The organism is Streptomyces sp. P13-3-3 (genome assembly GCF_050571355.1).
GTDB classification, from domain to species: Bacteria; Actinomycetota; Actinomycetes; order Streptomycetales; family Streptomycetaceae; genus Streptomyces; species Streptomyces althioticus.
The window spans coordinates 184,694-200,738 of the sequence record NZ_CP192229.1; the positions used below are offsets into that span (position 1 = coordinate 184,694).

The 16,045-nt window shown below is 74.8% G+C and carries 14 protein-coding genes; 7 read left to right on the forward strand and 7 right to left on the reverse strand.

What is annotated here, in order from left to right; genetic code table 11:
- The first annotated feature begins 28 nt into the window (after positions 1-28).
- Both ACQZOG_RS27205 and ACQZOG_RS27210 read left to right on the forward strand, forming a co-directional pair.
- Entirely contained in the window at positions 29-784 is a 756-nt protein-coding gene (locus ACQZOG_RS27205) for a FadR/GntR family transcriptional regulator (protein ID WP_058915555.1), read from the forward strand.
- Positions 784-1,800, forward strand: coding sequence for an asparaginase (locus ACQZOG_RS27210; RefSeq protein WP_058915554.1), 1,017 nt, complete (start codon positions 784-786; stop codon positions 1,798-1,800). Before ACQZOG_RS27205 ends, ACQZOG_RS27210 begins: the two co-directional genes overlap by 1 nt.
- A 373-nt stretch (positions 1,801-2,173) precedes the next feature.
- Here ACQZOG_RS27210 and ACQZOG_RS27215 read toward each other — a convergent pair whose 3' ends face one another.
- Positions 2,174-3,355, reverse strand: coding sequence for a D-alanyl-D-alanine carboxypeptidase family protein (locus tag ACQZOG_RS27215; protein WP_033277076.1), 1,182 nt, complete (start codon positions 3,353-3,355; stop codon positions 2,174-2,176).
- Between the two features lie 166 nt (positions 3,356-3,521).
- Here ACQZOG_RS27215 and ACQZOG_RS27220 point away from each other — a divergent pair, with 166 nt between their 5' ends.
- Together ACQZOG_RS27220 and ACQZOG_RS27225 are read left to right on the forward strand one after the other, a co-directional pair.
- Positions 3,522-4,289, forward strand: a complete 768-nt coding sequence (locus tag ACQZOG_RS27220; protein ID WP_051724626.1) for a class I SAM-dependent methyltransferase — start codon at positions 3,522-3,524, stop codon at positions 4,287-4,289.
- 68 nt (positions 4,290-4,357) lie between these two features.
- Positions 4,358-5,155, forward strand: coding sequence for an acyl-CoA thioesterase (locus ACQZOG_RS27225; RefSeq protein WP_033277075.1), 798 nt, complete (start codon positions 4,358-4,360; stop codon positions 5,153-5,155).
- Here ACQZOG_RS27225 and ACQZOG_RS27230 read toward each other — a convergent pair.
- From ACQZOG_RS27230 to ACQZOG_RS27250, 5 genes are all read right to left on the reverse strand, one after another.
- The gene (locus tag ACQZOG_RS27230; protein ID WP_033277074.1) at positions 5,125-5,883 is read right to left on the reverse strand and encodes a GntR family transcriptional regulator; all 759 of its coding nucleotides are present in this window, start codon (positions 5,881-5,883) and stop codon (positions 5,125-5,127) included. The genes ACQZOG_RS27225 and ACQZOG_RS27230 overlap by 31 nt on opposite strands.
- A 178-nt stretch (positions 5,884-6,061) precedes the next feature.
- A complete protein-coding gene (locus ACQZOG_RS27235) occupies positions 6,062-7,030 on the reverse strand; it encodes an acetylxylan esterase (protein ID WP_033277073.1) in 969 nt (322 codons plus the stop codon).
- 139 nt (positions 7,031-7,169) lie between these two features.
- A complete protein-coding gene (locus ACQZOG_RS27240; RefSeq protein ID WP_033277072.1) occupies positions 7,170-7,751 on the reverse strand; it encodes an Rv1733c family protein in 582 nt (193 codons plus the stop codon).
- 180 nt (positions 7,752-7,931) lie between these two features.
- Entirely contained in the window at positions 7,932-8,684 is a 753-nt protein-coding gene (locus ACQZOG_RS27245) for a ferredoxin reductase (RefSeq protein WP_033277119.1), read from the reverse strand.
- A 16-nt stretch (positions 8,685-8,700) separates the two neighbouring features.
- Positions 8,701-9,306, reverse strand: coding sequence for a sulfite oxidase-like oxidoreductase (locus tag ACQZOG_RS27250; RefSeq protein WP_033277071.1), 606 nt, complete (start codon positions 9,304-9,306; stop codon positions 8,701-8,703).
- A 797-nt stretch (positions 9,307-10,103) separates the two neighbouring features.
- On the opposite strand from ACQZOG_RS27250, the gene ACQZOG_RS27255 reads away from it, so the two are divergent.
- Positions 10,104-10,892 carry a putative protein N(5)-glutamine methyltransferase gene (locus tag ACQZOG_RS27255; RefSeq protein ID WP_033277070.1) on the forward strand — a complete coding sequence of 263 codons (789 nt, stop codon included), beginning with the start codon at positions 10,104-10,106 and terminating at the stop codon, positions 10,890-10,892.
- A 302-nt stretch (positions 10,893-11,194) separates the two neighbouring features.
- Here ACQZOG_RS27255 and ACQZOG_RS27260 read toward each other — a convergent pair whose 3' ends face one another.
- Positions 11,195-13,264, reverse strand: coding sequence for a SpoIIE family protein phosphatase (locus ACQZOG_RS27260; protein WP_033277069.1), 2,070 nt, complete (start codon positions 13,262-13,264; stop codon positions 11,195-11,197).
- A 255-nt stretch (positions 13,265-13,519) separates the two neighbouring features.
- On the opposite strand from ACQZOG_RS27260, the gene ACQZOG_RS27265 reads away from it, so the two are divergent.
- Positions 13,520-13,891 (forward strand): hypothetical protein, encoded by a 372-nt coding sequence (locus ACQZOG_RS27265; protein ID WP_033277068.1) that lies wholly within the window; start codon positions 13,520-13,522, stop codon positions 13,889-13,891.
- Between the two features lie 122 nt (positions 13,892-14,013).
- On the forward strand, positions 14,014-16,029 hold the full coding sequence (locus ACQZOG_RS27270; RefSeq protein ID WP_033277067.1) for an NADPH-dependent 2,4-dienoyl-CoA reductase: 2,016 nt from the start codon (positions 14,014-14,016) through the stop codon (positions 16,027-16,029).
- Positions 16,030-16,045: the final 16 nt, after the last annotated feature.

The window sequence follows — 16,045 nt, forward strand, 5'->3', positions numbered from 1 at the left end:
ACGCGCGGACGGCCCGCACGATCGGCCCGTGAACCTGTCAGACAGCCAGACAGGTGGTGCGGGACCGCGGCGCGTCAGCGCGACGGAGGCGGTGCTGGCCCACCTCCGCGACGCCATCGAGCGCGGCCACTACGCGATCGGCGACAAGCTGCCCTCCGAGGCCGAGCTGTGCCGTGAACTCGCGGTGTCCCGCCCGGTGTTGCGCGAGGCGCTGCGGGCGCTGCAGACCATGGGCCTGACCATGTCCCGCACCGGCAAGGGCACCTTCGTGGTCGCCGACGCCGTGCAGGACCCCACCTTCGGCGACTACACGGCCGGACATCTCATGGAGGTGCGCCGGCACGTCGAGATCCCCGTCGCCGGATACGCCGCCCGCCGCCGCACCCCGGAGGACCTGGACCGGCTGCGGGGCCTGCTGGCGCGGATGGAACGGGAGACCGACACCACCGCCTGGGCGGCCATGGACACCCTGTTCCACCTCGCCGTGGCCGAGGCCGCCCAGAACCCCGTGTTCCGGCGGGTCATCGAGGAGATCCGGGACGCGCTGGCCCGCCAGTCCGCCTTCCTCAACGAGCTCGGCGGCCGCCGCGCCCACTCCGACCGTGAGCACCGGGCCCTCGTCGAGGCCTTGGCCGCCGGCTCCGAACAGGACGCCGTACGGGCCATGACCCACCACCTCGACCGTGTCGAGAGCACCCTCACCGACATCGTGCGCTCCGCGCGCACACCGGGTCCGCGCACCACCCCCGCGCCGGCCCGCCACGACAACCCGCAGGCAGTGTGATGCACAGCATTCTCCCCGCGGCCGCACCCCCGGTCCGCGCACCCCGCCACGCCCCCGTCGCGCACCTCGTACGCGGCGGGGTCGTCGAAGGCGTCCACTACGGCTCCGTCGTCGTCCTCGACGCGGACGGCACGGCCGGCTTCCGGCTCGGCGACCCCGAGGCGGCGTTCTACCCGCGTTCCGCGCTCAAGCCCGTCCAGGCGGTGGCCATGGTCCGCGCCGGCCTCCCGCTCGACGGCGACCTGCTGTCCCTCGCGGCGGCCAGTCACTCCGGCGAGGAACGCCACCTCGACGGCGCGCGACGCATCCTGCAACGGGCCGGCCTCACCGAGGACCACCTGCGCAACGTCCCCGACCTGCCCTTCGACCCCGCCGTGCGGGACACCTGGGTGCGCGCGGGCCGCGGCCCCTCGCGGCTCGCCCAGAACTGCTCGGGGAAGCACGCCGCCATGCTGTACACGGCGAAGCTGAACGGCTGGTCGCTGGACGACTACCTCGACCCCGCCCACCCCCTCCAGCAGGCGGTCGCCGAGACCGTCGAGGATCTCACCGGGCGGCGCGTCGCCACGGTCACCGTCGACGGCTGCGGCGCCCCGCTGTTCGCGGTGTCGCTGGAGGGCCTGGCCCGTGCCGTCGCCCGGATCGCGGCCGGCGCGCCCGGCACGCCCGAGCGCCGGGTCGCCGACGCGATGCGCACCCACGCCGAGATGGCGTCCGGGGCGGGCCGCGACGTGGCCGCGCTGATGCGCGCGGTGCCGGGGCTGCTCGCCAAGGACGGCTTCGAGGGCGTCCAGGTCGCGGCACTGCCCGACGGCCGCGCGGTCGCGGTGAAGATCGCCGACGGCGCCGGCCGCGCCCGCGTCCCGGTCACCGCGGCGGCCCTCACCCACGCGGGCGTCGACCCGTCCCGGCTCACCGCCTTCGCGGGCGAGACGGTCCTGGGCGGCGGCCGCCCGGTCGGCGGGATACGCCCGGTGGCGGGACTGGGGGTGGCGGCGGAGACGGCGTGCGCCTGAGGCCGGGTTACCGGCGCGCCCCTCAGAGCGCGGGGAACTGCGCGACCAGCCCCGTACGACCCGCACCCGGCGATGAGCAGTGCGTGGCACTTCGGTGGCCGGGGGGCGTTGTGCAGCTCGGTGTTGCGAGGTGCCGCCTGCGCCCACCCGTGCCGCCCCAAGCGGCACGACTGCCCGCAGGCGGCTTCAGGGGCGCGGGGAACTGCGCGACCGGCCACGGACGGACCCGCACCCGGCGATGAACGGTGCGTGGCATTTCGGTGGCCGTGGGGGGCGTTGCGCGACTCGGCGTTGCGAGGTGCCGCCTGCGCCCACCCGTGCCGCCCCAAGCGGCACGATTGCCCGCAGGCGGCGGGGGTGGCGCGGGCGCCGTTCAGGAGCGCGGGGAATCCTTCGGCACCGGCCCCCACCTCAGCCGCAGATACACCGCCACCCCCGCCCCACCCAGCAGCCCCGCCCCGGTGATCGTCCACCACACCGGACGTTCGTCGGAGTCGTCCTCGCGGGACGCCGACGCCGACACCGCCACCGCGTCCGCCTCCGGGCCGCCCGGCGGCGCGCTGCGCAGAGCGTCAAGGGAGCCGACCGGGCTGACGCGGCCGGCCGCCTCGAACCCCCAGTCGAGGAGGTCGCGCGCCTCCTCGTAGACCGCGTGCCCCTCGTCCGAGCGGGGGTTCATGACCGTCGCCACCAGGGTCCGGCCGTCACGCCGCGCGGCGGCGACCAGGGTGTTGCCCGCGTGGCTGGTGTAGCCGTTCTTCACCCCGATCAGCCCCCGGTACGGGGCCACCCCGTCCGCCCCGGTGAGCAGCCGGTTGGTGTTGACGATCGGATAGCTGCCGCCGTCGCGGGCCGGGAAGGCCGCCTCCGCCCGCGCGCAGTACTCCGCGAACTCGGGGCTGCGCAGCCCCGCCCGGCCGAACACGGCCAGGTCGAACGCCGACGACACCTGACCGGGCGCGTCGTAGCCGTCCGGCGACTTCACCCGGGTGTCGCGGGCGCCCAGGGCCCGCGCCTTCTCCTCCATCCGCTCGGCGGTGACCCGCCAGCCGCCGTTGAGGGCCGCGAGGACGTGCACGGCGTCGTTGCCGGAGTTGAGGAAGACCCCGTTCCAGAGGTCGGAGACGCGGTACGTCCGGTTCTCGGCGACCCCGACGAGACTGCTCCCGGGCCCGATGCCCTCCAGCTCCTCCGGGTCGACGCGATGCCGGATGCCGGACGGCAAGCCAGGCATCACGGTCAGCGCGAAGAGCGTCTTGAGGGTGCTGGCGGGCGGCAGCCTGCGGTGCGCGTCGTGCGCAGCGAGCACCGCGCCGGTGTCGGCGTCGGCGATCAGCCAGGAGCGGGCGGACAGGTCCGGGACCTCGGGCGCCCCCGCGCGCGGACGGACGTGCGTGCCGGGCCGGTACAGCAGGGACGCGGGCGCGTCCGTCGTCCGCGGCCCGGGATCGACGCCGGGTCCGGTGGTCGCCGCGGCGGGCGCGAGCGCCAGCAGGCCCGCCGCGCAGAGCGCGCACCCCGACACGGCAGCCCGCGAAGCAAATCCGATAGTCATATCGCAAACGTAGGAAGGGGTGTCCCGATCACCGCGCTGCCCCGGCCGGGAGTCGCGCGCGAGCACTCGGATGCCCTGCCCGGCTTGCGGCGGCCCGGCGGACGCGTTCGGCCCCGGCGTGCGAAGTCCCGGGGCGGCCCCGGACGCCGCGCTCTAGGCTGGGCGGATGTTCAGCCCCGAAGGCCCCCGACTGAGCGAACTGGCCGTCCAGGCGCTGTCGTCCGTCGAGCGCGGCTACGACCTCCTCGCCCCGAAGTTCGACCACACCCCCTTCCGCACCCCCGACTCCGTGCTGGACGCCACCGTCGCCGCCCTGCTGGAGTCCGGCCCCTACGGCACCGGGCTCGACCTGTGCTGCGGCACCGGCGCGGGCGTCGACGTGCTGCGTCAGGTGTGCCGGGACGGCGTGACCGGCGTGGACTTCAGCACCGGGATGCTGGAGGTCGCCCGTGCGCGCAGGCGCCCCGAGGGGCCCGACGTGTCCTGGATGCGGGCGGACGCGCGGGCGCTGCCGTTCGGGCCGGAGTTCGACCTCGTGGTCAGCTTCGGGGCACTCGGGCACTTCCTGCCGTCCGAGCTGCCGGGGCTGTTCGCGCAGGTGCACAAGGTGCTGCGGCCCGGCGGCCGCTTCGTCCTCCCGGTCGTCGCTCCGCCCCGGCCCGGCTCCCCGGCCCAGGCGATGCTGCTCGGCTTCGACGCGGTCATGCGGGTGCGCAACGCGGTGTGGCGTCCGCCGTTCGTCATGTACTACCGCGCCGTGCGCTTCGGTGACCTGTGGCGCGGACTGGAGCGTGGGGGATTCCGGGTGAAGTTCTGGGCCCTCCCCGAGTTCGGGCGCAGACGGGACGGCAGCCCGCGGGTGCGGCTGCTCGTGGCGGAGAAGGCGGAGAAGGCAGAAGCGAAGGGGGAGGGGTGGCCGACGGACTCGGTCTGAGTCTGTTTTTCAAACTCACTCGCGGGAATCCGTTGGATTTTCCAACTCACCCACCTAGAGTGGCTCGCGTGACGACGACTGCCTATGACGCGACGCAGATCGACCCCCGTTGGTGGTCCTGGGAGGGCATGCACGGCGGCTGGGTCGCCGGTGCGGCGCTGACCGCCGTACGCGACTCGTTCGCCGGGGGCGACCGCCCGGTGCGCTCGCTGACCACGCACTACCTGGCCCCGGTCGGGACCGGCCCGCTGCGCTTCTCCGGGACCGCGCCCGCGACCGGCCGGCGCACCGCCACCTGCCTCTTCACCGGGCACCAGGACGGCGAGCCGGTCGTCCTCGGCTCCGCGCTGTTCGGGCACGGCCGCGGCGGCCCCGCGCACGCCGGCCTCACCGCGCCCGAGGTGCCGGGGCCGGACGACTGCCTACCCGTCGAACTCCCCGCCGACCTCGCGCGCTTCGCCCGCCAGGTGGAGATACGCCCCGCCACCGCCGATCTCCCGCTGGCCGGCGGACCCCGGGCCGTGCTCGTCGCATGGGTGCGCTTCCGGGACGACCGGCCGGTGGACGCGGCGGCCGTCGCCACGCTCGCGGACGTCCTGCCGCCCGCCCTGTACGCCCGCTGGCGCACCCCGCGCCCGGTCCCGACCGCCGAGATGACGGTGCACTTCACCGACGCCCTCGACGACGGCCCCGCGTACGGCTGGAGCCTGGTCCGCATCCGCACCGACCACGCGGGCGGCGGCTGGGCCGTCGACGACAGCGCCGTGTGGTCGGCGGACCGGCGCCTGCTCGCCGCCGCCCGGCAGGCCCGCGTGGTGCGCGAGCCGCTGACCTCTCAGACCGCCGCCGGCACCATGAACTCGTAGACCAGCACGTCCTGCTGGGCGTCCATCACCAGCTCCGTCAGCTCCAGCGGCCGGGCGTGCTGGTCGTGCACCTGCCGGGTGACCCGCACCGACGGCGTGCCCTCGATGCGGGTGATCGTGTCGCGGTGGTGCAGCGACAGGCCCGCCCGGCGCATCCAGTCGTAGCACCGGCGCAGCTCGGCGGCGCCGGTGCCGTCGGCGCGGTCGCGGTAGCGGGCCAGCTCCGCCACCTCCGCGAGGGCCACCGCGGAAAACGATGTCACCGCCGTACGCTGCTCCCGCCCGCCGGGCGACGCGGACCGGTACCGGTGCACGAGCGTGGGTCGGCCGTGCGCCAGCCCCAGACGCTCGGCGTGGCCGGGCGGCGGGACCTCCCAGGCGACGGTGGCCCGGGCCACCGTGTCCCGCCCCGCCTGCCGTGCGCCGAGCGGGAAACCGGCGGCGGCCGGGGCCTCCGCCGGCACCCCCGGCAGCGCGGCATGACTGCCCCGCCGGTCGGTGGCGACCAGCCCCTCCCGCCGCAGCAGCTCGAGCGCCTGCCGTACGGTCTCCCGGCTGACCCCGAAGTGCTCGGCCAGGTGGCGCTCGCCGGGCAGCCGTTCGCCGGGCGGGACGACGCCGGTGCGCAGTTCGCCGAGCAGCTCGGAGGCGACCCTCCGGTAGAGCGGCTCCCCGTCGGTGAGGGTCCGGCGCGTGTGGACATGCTGGTGCGGGGTGGTGCGGGCCATGCCGCGCCCTCCTGTGGGTGACGTTCCGTGGCCGTGCGGGCTCGTTGAGCCACCACATCTAGCATTGGTCTACACCAACAGGGAAGCCCGGCCCGGCAGTTCGGCCGGAACCATACGGCCCGTCGGGGGCGGCCTGTCGGACGCGGCCCGTCGGAGGCGGCCCGTCGGACGCGGTCCGTCAGACGCGGTCGCGCATCCAGCGCAGCTGCGCCGCCTCCTGGTACGGGCCGCCGCCCTCGTGGTCGTTGAAGTCGTACACCTCGATCGCCTTGTCCTCGTGCGCCCAGGCGTTGAAGGCGGCGAACACCGTGGAGGGCGGGCACGTCTGGTCCTCCAGCGCCGCCGAGAACAGCGCGGGCGCGGTGCCGCGGGCGGCGAAGTGCACGCCGTCGAAGTACGACAGGGTGCGCCGCACGTCCGCCGCGCGGCCGCGGTGCGTCTTGAGGAAGCTGCCGATCTCCCGGTACGGGTTGCGGTCGGTGAGCGTCGTCGCGCGCGGGAAGTCGCAGAGGAACGGCACGTCGGGCGCGACGCCCGCCAGATCCGGCACCAGGCCGCCCACCGCGAGCGAGATGCCGCCGCCCTGGCTGCCGCCCGTGACCACCGTCCGGCTCGCGTCGGTCAGCGGGTGCGACCGCGCCGCCTCCACCGCGCGCACCGCGTCCGTGAACACCCGGCGGTAGTAGTAGTTCTCCGGTGCGTCGATGCCGCGCGTCATGTAGCCGGGGAACGCCGGACCGGACCCCACCGGGTCCTCGGTGCCGCCGCCCCCGCCCCACGCGCTGCCCTGCCCGCGGGTGTCCATCACGAAGTGCGCCCGGCCGGTGGACGCCCACAGCAGGTGCTCGTGCGGCAGCCCGCGCCCGCCGCCGTACCCGACGAACTCCACCACCACCGGCAGCGGTTCACCGGCGCCGGCGGGCAGGGTCAGCCAGCCCTTGACGGGATGGCCGCCGAACCCGGCGAACGTCACGTCGAAGACCTGGACGGTCGTCAGCCCCGTGTCGACCGGCTCGAACCGCGCGTCCAGGTCGAACCGGCGCGCCTCCTCGAGCGTGCCGGACCAGAACGCGTCGAAGTCTTCGGGCTCCGTGGACGCGCTGCGGTACGCGCGCAGCTTGTCGAGGGACAGGTCGAACAGGGCCATCTGGGACCGCCTTCGTGAAGGGACCGTGCGAAGCGAGGACACGGTACGTGGATCATGCGGCGGCCCGCCAGGGTGCGGGGGAGAAGGTACTGGTGAGTGGTGTGGAAAGCGGTTGCTCCGCGGGAGGTTCCGCGAGGGCTCAGACGCCGCGGTGCGTCCACAGCGGGCCGGTACGCGCCCAGTCCCGCTCCCACTCCTCCAGCCGGCGCCGCAGCGCCGCCCGCCGCACCGCGCGGTGCGCGAGCAGCAGCACGGCCGCCGTGCTGCCGGCCGCCAGGGTGCCCATGCCGACCCCGTACTGCCACACCGACGCGTCGTCGACCGGCGGCAGCACCTCGCGGCCCCGGGAGTCCAGCCAGACGTGGACCGGTTCACCGGGGCGGACATGCGCCGGGACCCGTGCCAGGGCTGTGCGGACACCCCCGTCGGGGTCCGTCCAGCGGACGGTCGCCCGGGTGGCGTTACGCCGCTCCGACCCGGACGAGGCCTGTGCCTTCGAGGGGCGCTCCAGGACCTCCGCCCGCACCCGGTGGCGGTCGGCGCGCTGCTCGTCGGCGGCCGCCCGCGCGTCCGCGTACGTCCACCGGGTGGTGAGCACACCCGCCAGCGGCACCGTCAGGCACAGCAGCACGGTCACGGCCACCGCCGTCCACGCCTCGACGACGTCCGACCGGCGGCACAGCGGCCCGCGCCGCCGCCGGGACAGCACCCGCGTTCGCATCCTTCGCCTCCCCTCGCCGTCCACCGCAGCCGCGGGGGTGACGGGCCGGACTGGCGGCGGACCCAGCGGCTCCGGGACGCGTCTCACGTCACGCGCGGAACTGGTCCGGGCCGGGTGCCCCCGCGGCGGGCCCGCGAAACGACGCGGGCCGCGGGTCCCCCGTACGGCGGTGAGGCAGGGTCAGCCGAAGCGCTCGATGCGGATGCGCTCCACCGGCTGACCGGCGGCCACCAGCAACCGGGAGGCGTGCTCGGCGAAGGAGTTGGAGCCGCACACATAGGCCTCCCATCCACCGGGAGGCTGCTCGGCCAGGAGCGGCGCCACATGTGCGGCGGCCATACGTCCGACGGCCGTGCCCTCCGGGGCGCTCCGGGTGAACACCGGTGCGGTCTCCGGACCGTACTCGTCGGCGAAGATCAGGTCCTCGGGGCTCCGCGCCGACACCAGCAGACGCAGGGGGAGGGTCAGGCCGCGGGCGCGGTGGTGGCGCACCATCGACATGAGCGGGACCACGCCCGAGCCGGCGCCCAGCAGCAGCGCGGGCCTGTCGCCCGGCCAGGCGAAGAAGCCGCTGAGCGGGCCGCGCATCTCGATCCGGTCGCCGGGGCGGGCCACCGTGTGGAACCAGCCGGAGACCTCGCCGTCCCGCACATGGTCGAGGGTCAGCTCGATGTGCCCGGAGTCGTCCGGCGCAGAGGCGATCGAGTAGTGGCGCTGGGCCGTGTACCCGTCCTCCGCGACCAGCCGCACCATCAGGTGCTGGCCGGGCACATGCCCCGGCCAGCCCGGCACCGCGAACCGGAAGGTCGACACGCGGGGCGTCTCCCGGCGGATCTCCGTCAGCGTGGCCGTCCGCCACACCGACGCGGTCTGCTCGCTCACGCCGATACGCCCGGGCACGGCGAACCGTGTGGCCGGCGCGGTGGGCCGCATGGGCCGCGTCATCTGCTCAGTCACCGGAGTACCGCTGCTCCTCCCACGGGTTGCCCCGCGCGTGATAGCCGTTGCCCTCCCAGAAGCCCGGCTCGTCGTGGTCCAGCAGCCGCAGCCCGGCGATCCACTTGGCGCTCTTCCAGAAGTACAGGTGCGGCACGATCAGCCGCGCCGGGCCGCCGTGCTCGGCGGGCAGCGGCTCGCCGCCGTACTCCCAGACGATCCAGGCGCGGCCGCCGGTCACGTCGGCGAGGGGGAGGTTCGTGGTGTACCCGGTGTGCGCGTACGCCACCACGTGCGTGGCCGACGGCAGGGGCCGGACCTGGTCCAGGAAGGCGTCCAGCGAGACGCCCCCGAACCGCACGCCGAACTTGGACCAGCCCGTCACGCAGTGGATGTCGCCCTCGTACGCGTCGGCGGGCAGCGTGTGGGCCTGGTCCCAGTCCCAGGTGCGGGGCTCGGCCACCAGGCCGTCGATCCGGAAGGTCCAGTCCTCGGGCGCCAGGTCGGGGGTGACCTCGGCGGACAGGACGGGCCACTCGTCCCGCGCGTCGTACTGACCGGGCGGCAGCCCGGGGTTGTGCACGCGGGGGCGGCCGGTGAAGCCTCGGGTGATGTTCACGTGATCGGGGGTTCCGTTGCGGGTGGTGCGGTGTTTTCCGTGGTCCACGGTACGGGGTGGGCGCGGGGCACGCGGTGTGGGGCGGTGTGGTGCTGTGCACTGACTCCGGGGCCCTGCGCGTGCCGGGGGCGCATCCCCGCCCCGGACGGCGCGTCTGCTCACCGACTGTCTCCGCAGGCGGCGGGGCTGGTCGCCGTGACTACAGTGCCGCGCCGCGGGGGTGCCGCCTGCGCCCACCCGTGCCGCCCCAGCGGCACGACTGCCCGCAGGCGGCGGGGCGGGTGTGCCCCTCGAGGGCGCGGGGAACTGCGCGATCAGCCACGGACTGCCCGCAGGCGGCGGACGGCGTGTCCCGGCAGCCGGGTTGCCGCCAGGGGCGCGGGTCCAAGCGGGGGGCGCGCTGCGGAGGTGCCGCCTGCGCCCACCCGTGCCGCCCCAGCGGCACGACTGCCCGCAGGCTGGGTGGGCAGCGCCCCCGGCCACGGACTGCCCGCAGGCGGCCGGGGCGGATGCGCCCCTCAAGGGGCGCGGGGAAACTGCGCGCTCAGCCCGCCACGGCCCGCAGCCGCCGCTCGACGGCAACGCTGCCGTGAGTCCCCGCGCCCCTGCAGGGCGCCTCAGTGGTGGCGTGATCGTCGGGTAAGGTTGCCGTCCGGCCGCGGACCTGCCCGGCCGTCGGCCAAGGAGGTGAGACCCATTACCGCTTGTCAGGTCGGGTGCTCTCACCTCGGAGCGACACGGTCCACCCACATCGGGTGACCCCGAGAGCGCCCTTCGGACCCCGAAAGGCCAGGCTCTTGCCCCACCGTTCCCTCCCTTCCCGTGACACGATCGCGGCCACGCTGCGCGCGGCGGGCTGCGTCTTCGCCGAGGACGAGGCCGACATGATCCTCGCCGCGGCGGACGGCGACCCCGGCGCCCTCGACGGCATGGTCGCCCGCCGCGCCGCCGGACTGCCCCTCGAACTCGTCGTCGGCTGGGCCGAGTTCGGCGGTCGGCGGATCTACGTCGAACCGGGCGTGTTCGTGCCCCGCCGGCGCACCGAGTTCCTCGTCGAGCAGGCGCTCGCCCTCGCGCCGGACGCCTCCGTCGTGGTGGACCTGTGCTGCGGCTCGGGCGCGGTCGGCGCGGCGCTGACGGCCGCGCTGGCCGTGGCGGACCTGCACGCCGCCGACATCGACCCGGCCGCGGTGCGCTGCGCCCACCGCAATGTCGCGTCCCTCGGCGGCCACGTCCACCAGGGCGACCTCTTCGACGCGCTGCCCGCGCGGCTGCGAGGCCGGGTGGACATCCTCGCCGCCAACGTCCCGTACGTTCCGAGCGACGAGATCGCGCTGCTCCCGGCGGAGGCCCGCGACCACGAGCCCCGCGTCGCCCTCGACGGCGGGGCCGACGGCCTCGACATCCTCCGCCGCGTCGCCGCGGAAGCCCCGGCGTGGCTGGCCCCGGGCGGCCACCTCCTGATCGAGACGAGCCCGCACCAGGCGCCGGATGCCCTGTCCGCCTTCACCGAGTCGCGCCTCGAAGCCCGCCTCGCGGTCTGCGAGGAACGCCCGGCCCGGGTGGTGATCGGCAGACGGCCGTGAGGACGGGCACGCGCCGGCACGCCGGGTCGCCGACCCCGGCACAGACCCGTCGAACAGCGCGGCGCCGCCTCACGTCAAGGGGCGCCCGCGGCGCGGCCTCGGGCGGCCAGGAGGTCGGCGTGCGCATTGCACCGAGTTCCTGACGGTCGGTGCCGGGCGCGCCGGTTCGTGGGTCAACACCCGGGACGTGAATCGATGCCCGTGACCGGAGTGGGTCCCGGGGCTCCTGACAGGGCGCCCCGGGACCCCGTCGTGGGTCGTGGGTGACCCCCGCGGGGCGCGTCGAGTCGCACCCCGCGTTCTCAGTCCCCGGGTGCCGTCACCCGGGCGATCAGCAGCGCGACGTCGTCGAAGTTGTCCGGCTCGTGCAGCGTGCGGAGGAGGAGTTCGCAGACGTCGTCCAGGGAGTGGGACGGGGTGTCGAGGAGGGCGAGGAGGCGGTCCAGGCGGGCGTCCAGGGGGTCGCGGCGGGTCTCCACCAGGCCGTCGGTGTAGAAGACCAGGCGGTCGCCCGGCTCCAGGTCGATCTCGGTCGTGGCGAAGGCGACCCCGCCCACGCCCAGCGGCACCCCCGTCGGCAGGTCCAGCAGCTCGGGCGTTCCTCCGGCGCGGATGCGGGCCGGGGGGAGGTGACCGGCGTTGGCGATGACGCAGCGCCGCGCACGCGGGTCGTGGACGGCGTAGACGCAGGTGGCGATGGCCTCGTCGAGTTCGACGGTGATGCGGTTCAGGTGTTCCAGCAGCACCGCCGGGTCGAGCCCCAGCGACGCCAGCGTGTGGGTGGCGGTCCGCAGCCGGCCCATCGTGGCGGCGGCCGGGATGCCGCTGCCCATCACGTCGCCGACGACGAGCGCCGTACGGTCGTAGTCCAGCGGGATGACGTCGAACCAGTCGCCGCCGACCTCGCTGGTGGCGCCCGCCGGCTGGTAGCGGGAGGCGACCTCCAGTCCGCCCGTCACGGACGGATGGCTGGGCAGCAGGCTGCGCTGGAGCGTGAGCGCGGTGTCGCGGGCGTTCTGGTACCAGCGCGCGTTGTCGATCTGCACGGCCGCCCGCGAGGCCAGCTCCCGGGCGAGCAGCAGGTCGTCCTCGTCGAAGGGCCGGGGGTTGCGCGTCCGGATCAGGTCGATCGCGCCCAGCACCTCGCCGCGCGCGATCAGCGGCACGGCCAGGTACGAGTGGACGCCCGCCCGGGCGAGTATCTCGGCGGCCTCGGGGGAGCGGGCGATCCGCAGCAGATCCTCGTCCTTGGCCTGCGGCACCATCACCGGCAGCCCCGTACGCACGCACTCGGTGATCAGCCGGTCCGGCGCGTACCGGATCACCTCGCCCGGCGGGTCGGCGGCCGGCGCCGCGTCGGACGCGTCGACCCAGCGCACCGCCAGCGCCCGCATCAGCGCCGGCTCGGCCGGGCCGAGGGCGGTGCGCCGTCCCCGTACGACCGCGTCGAGCAGGTCCACCGCGGCCGCGTCGGCCAGTTCGGGGACGGCCACGTCGGCCAGCTCGCCGGACGTGCGGTACAGGTCCAGCGTGGTGCCGATCCGCGCGGAGGCGTCGGCGATCAGCGCGATCCGGCGGCGGGCCGTCTCCGCCTCGGCGTTCGCCCGGTACTGGTCGGTGATGTCCACGACGGACACGGCCACGCCCAGCACCGTGCCGAGGGTGTTCTCCAGCCGGTACAGGGACACCGTCCAGGCGTGGTCGGCGTCCGGGTCGGCCGGGGGGCGGCCGGTCATCGACCGGTCCACCACCGGACGCCCGGTCCGCAGCACCTCCCGGGCCGCCTCCTCGATGTCCGCCGCGTCCACCAGCGGCAGTACCTCCCGCATCGTGCGGCCCAGGTGCTCGTCGGCCGACAGGCCGTTCATCTGCTCCAGCGCGGGGTTCACCGACACGTACCGCAGATCCGCGTCGAGGACGGCGAGGCCGATGGGGGACTGGGCGACGATCCGGGTGGACAGCGCCACGTCCTGCTCCAGCCGCCGCACCGTCGACTGGTCGACCGCGAGACCGAGGGCGTACACCTGCCCCTGGTCGTCCAGCAGCCGCATGTTGCGGAACTCCACGAGCCGGGTCCCGCCGTCCTTGCGCCGGATCGGGAAGGCCCCCGCCCAGCTCCGCCCGGTGCGCATGACCTCGGTGAACAGCTCCCTCACCAGGTCGAGGTGCTCCTCGTGCACCATGATCCGGGCGGCGTACCGGCCCAGCGCCTCCTGGGCGGTGTAGCCGAACAGCTCCTCCGCCTGGGGACTCCACAGCACGATCCGGCCCTCGGCGTCCAGGACGATCGAGGCCACGCGCAGGACGTCGAGCAGCCCGCTGGGACGCGCCGGGCCGTCCCCGCCGGCCGGGAGTGACCTCGCTGCGCTCATCCCACGCCCCGCCTTCACCGAGTCCGCGGCACGCCGTCGCCGCGCCGCCGTCCCTTTGTTGTACCGCGCGCGAGGGCGATTTTCCGCCGCTCCTGTCGTCCCGTTCCTGCTCTCCCCCCATCCTGGCCGTTGACCGCGTCCGCGTCACCGTGAAAGGAGCGCGCGGGGGGGTGCGCGGGTAGTGCGTTCCGTCGTGCGGTGCTTTGCTGAGGGAGGGCGGGGGACGGCGGTGCGACCCCGAGAGGAGCGATCACGATGGTCAGCGAGCCCACGCACCCGGAATCCGTGTCGGTCGAGATCAGCGGATGCAGCAAGGACGACGCCCGGATCGTCTTCGACACCCTGTGCGCCTGCTTCTCGTCGGACCGGTGCGCCGACGACGTGCCCGAGGAACTGCACGAGACCCGGCCCACGGTCTGGCTCGGCACGTTCGACGTGGCCGACGCGCACGAGGGAGAGGCACGTCCCGCGCGGCTGTCCTCCTCGGTCGACGCCGACGTGCACGGCGGCTACTGGGCGATCGACCGGTTCCGCACCACGCTGGACGACCTGTTCCGGGTGAGCGACCTGAGCAAGGTCTCCGGCGACCAGGAGCGCGAACTGCACGTCCGTCTCGAGAGCAGGTGAGTGCCGGCGGATGAGCCGGGCCGGAACGCTGTGCCCTCCGTCACCTCCATTATGCAACTAGTTGCATAAGCCGGTGCGCGTGCCCTACAACTACAGGCACCACACCGCGCACGGAGGGCCAGATGAGCCGTTACCCCCACCTGCTGACCCCCCTGGACCTGGGCTTCACCACGCTGCCCAACCGGGTCCTCATGGGTTCCATGCACGTCGGTCTCGAGGAGGCCGAGGGCGGCTTCTCCCGCATGGCCGAGTTCTACGCCGCGCGCGCCCGCGGCGGCGTCGGCCTCATCGTCACCGGCGGCATCGCCCCCAACGACGAAGGGCGCCCCTACGAGGGCGGCGCCAAGCTCACCTCCGACGAGGAGGCCGAGCAGCACCGGGTCGTCACCGCGGCCGTCCACCGCGAGGGCGGCCGCATCGCCCTGCAGATCCTGCACTTCGGCCGCTACGCCTACCACCAGGACCTCGTCGCCCCCAGCCCGGTGCAGGCGCCCATCAGCCCCTTCGTGCCGCGCGAGCTCACCGACGCCGACGTCGAGCGGACCATCGACGACTACGTCCGCGCCGCCCGCCTCGCCCGGCAGGCCGGCTACGACGGCGTCGAGATCATGGGCTCCGAGGGCTACCTCATCAACGAGTTCATCGCCCGCCAGACCAATCGGCGCACCGACCGCTGGGGCGGCTCCTACGAGAACCGGATGCGCTTCCCGGTCGAGATCGTCCGCCGCGTCCGCGAGGCGGTCGGCGACGACTTCATCCTGATCTACCGGCTCTCCATGCTCGACCTCGTGCCCGGCGGCTCCACCCTCGACGAGGTCGTCACCCTCGCCAAGGCGGTCGAGGCGGCCGGCGCCACGATCATCAACACCGGCATCGGCTGGCACGAGGCCCGCATCCCCACCATCGCCACCTCCGTGCCGCGCGGCGCCTACACCTGGGTCACCAAGCGGCTCATGGGCGAGGTGTCCGTCCCCCTGGTCACCACCAACCGCATCAACACCCCGGAGCTGGCGGAGCGGCTGCTCGCCGACGGCACCGCCGACATGGTGTCCATGGCCCGCCCGATGCTCGCCGACCCCGACTTCGTCGCCAAGGCCGCCGACGGCCGCCCCGAGGCGATCAACACCTGCATCGGCTGCAACCAGGCCTGCCTCGACCACACCTTCAGCGGCCAGATCACCTCCTGCCTGGTCAACCCGCGCGCCTGCCACGAGACCGAGCTGGTGCTCTCCCCGACCCGCCGCCGCAAGCGCGTCGCCGTCGTCGGCGCCGGCCCCGCCGGCCTCGCCTGCGCGGTCTCCGCCGCCGAACGCGGCCACGACGTCACCCTCTTCGACGCCGCGAGCGAGATAGGCGGGCAGCTCAACGTCGCCCGCAAGGTCCCCGGCAAGCAGGAGTTCGACGAGACCCTGCGCTACTTCCGCACCCGCCTCGCCGACCTCGCCGTCGACGTCCGCCTCGACACGCGCGTCACCGCCGACGACGTCACCGGCTACGACGAGGTCGTCGTCGCCACCGGCGTCAGCCCCCGCGTCCCCGACATCCCCGGCGTGGACCACCCGAGCGTCGTCGGTTACCTCGACGTGCTGCGGGACGGCGCGCCCGTCGGCGACCGCGTCGCGATCCTCGGCGCCGGCGGCATCGGCTTCGACGTCGCCGAGTTCCTCACCGACGGCGGCGACAAGGCGCACGAGGACCCCGAGACGTACTTCCGCCAGTGGGGCGTCGACCTCGACTACCGCGCGCCCGGCGGTCTCGCCGCCCCCGAGCGGCCCGCCCCGCCGCGCACCGTCCACCTGCTCCAGCGCAAGACCTCCAAGGTCGGCGCGGGGCTCGGCAAGACCACCGGCTGGATCCACCGCACCGAGCTGCGGCACCGCGGCGTCACCATGGTCCCCGGCGTGCGCTACGACCGGATCGACGACGCCGGACTGCACGTCACCGTCGGCGAGGAGAGCACCGTCCTCGAGGTCGACACCATCGTGCTGTGCACGGGCCAGGAGCCGCGCCGGGACCTCTACGAGGAGCTGGTGGCGGCGGGCAGCCCCGTCCATCTGATCGGCGGCGCCGACGTGGCGGCCGAACTGGACGCCAAGCGCGCGATCAAGCAGGGCACCGAGCTCGCGGCGGCCCTCTAGGCCGGTCCGGCCCGTC

Excerpts from the sequence above, each read along its gene's own strand:
- ACQZOG_RS27210 (WP_058915554.1), top strand. The coding sequence starts at position 784 with ATGCACAGCATTCTCCCCGCGGCCGCACCCCCGGTCCGCGCACCCCGC.
- ACQZOG_RS27215 (WP_033277076.1), bottom strand. The coding sequence starts at position 3,355 with ATGACTATCGGATTTGCTTCGCGGGCTGCCGTGTCGGGGTGCGCGCTC.
- ACQZOG_RS27220 (WP_051724626.1), top strand. The coding sequence starts at position 3,522 with ATGTTCAGCCCCGAAGGCCCCCGACTGAGCGAACTGGCCGTCCAGGCG.
- ACQZOG_RS27230 (WP_033277074.1), bottom strand. The coding sequence starts at position 5,883 with ATGGCCCGCACCACCCCGCACCAGCATGTCCACACGCGCCGGACCCTC.
- ACQZOG_RS27235 (WP_033277073.1), bottom strand. The coding sequence starts at position 7,030 with ATGGCCCTGTTCGACCTGTCCCTCGACAAGCTGCGCGCGTACCGCAGC.
- ACQZOG_RS27240 (WP_033277072.1), bottom strand. The coding sequence starts at position 7,751 with ATGCGAACGCGGGTGCTGTCCCGGCGGCGGCGCGGGCCGCTGTGCCGC.
- ACQZOG_RS27245 (WP_033277119.1), bottom strand. The coding sequence starts at position 8,684 with ATGCGGCCCACCGCGCCGGCCACACGGTTCGCCGTGCCCGGGCGTATC.
- ACQZOG_RS27260 (WP_033277069.1), bottom strand. The coding sequence starts at position 13,264 with ATGAGCGCAGCGAGGTCACTCCCGGCCGGCGGGGACGGCCCGGCGCGT.
- ACQZOG_RS27265 (WP_033277068.1), top strand. The coding sequence starts at position 13,520 with ATGGTCAGCGAGCCCACGCACCCGGAATCCGTGTCGGTCGAGATCAGC.
- ACQZOG_RS27270 (WP_033277067.1), top strand. The coding sequence starts at position 14,014 with ATGAGCCGTTACCCCCACCTGCTGACCCCCCTGGACCTGGGCTTCACC.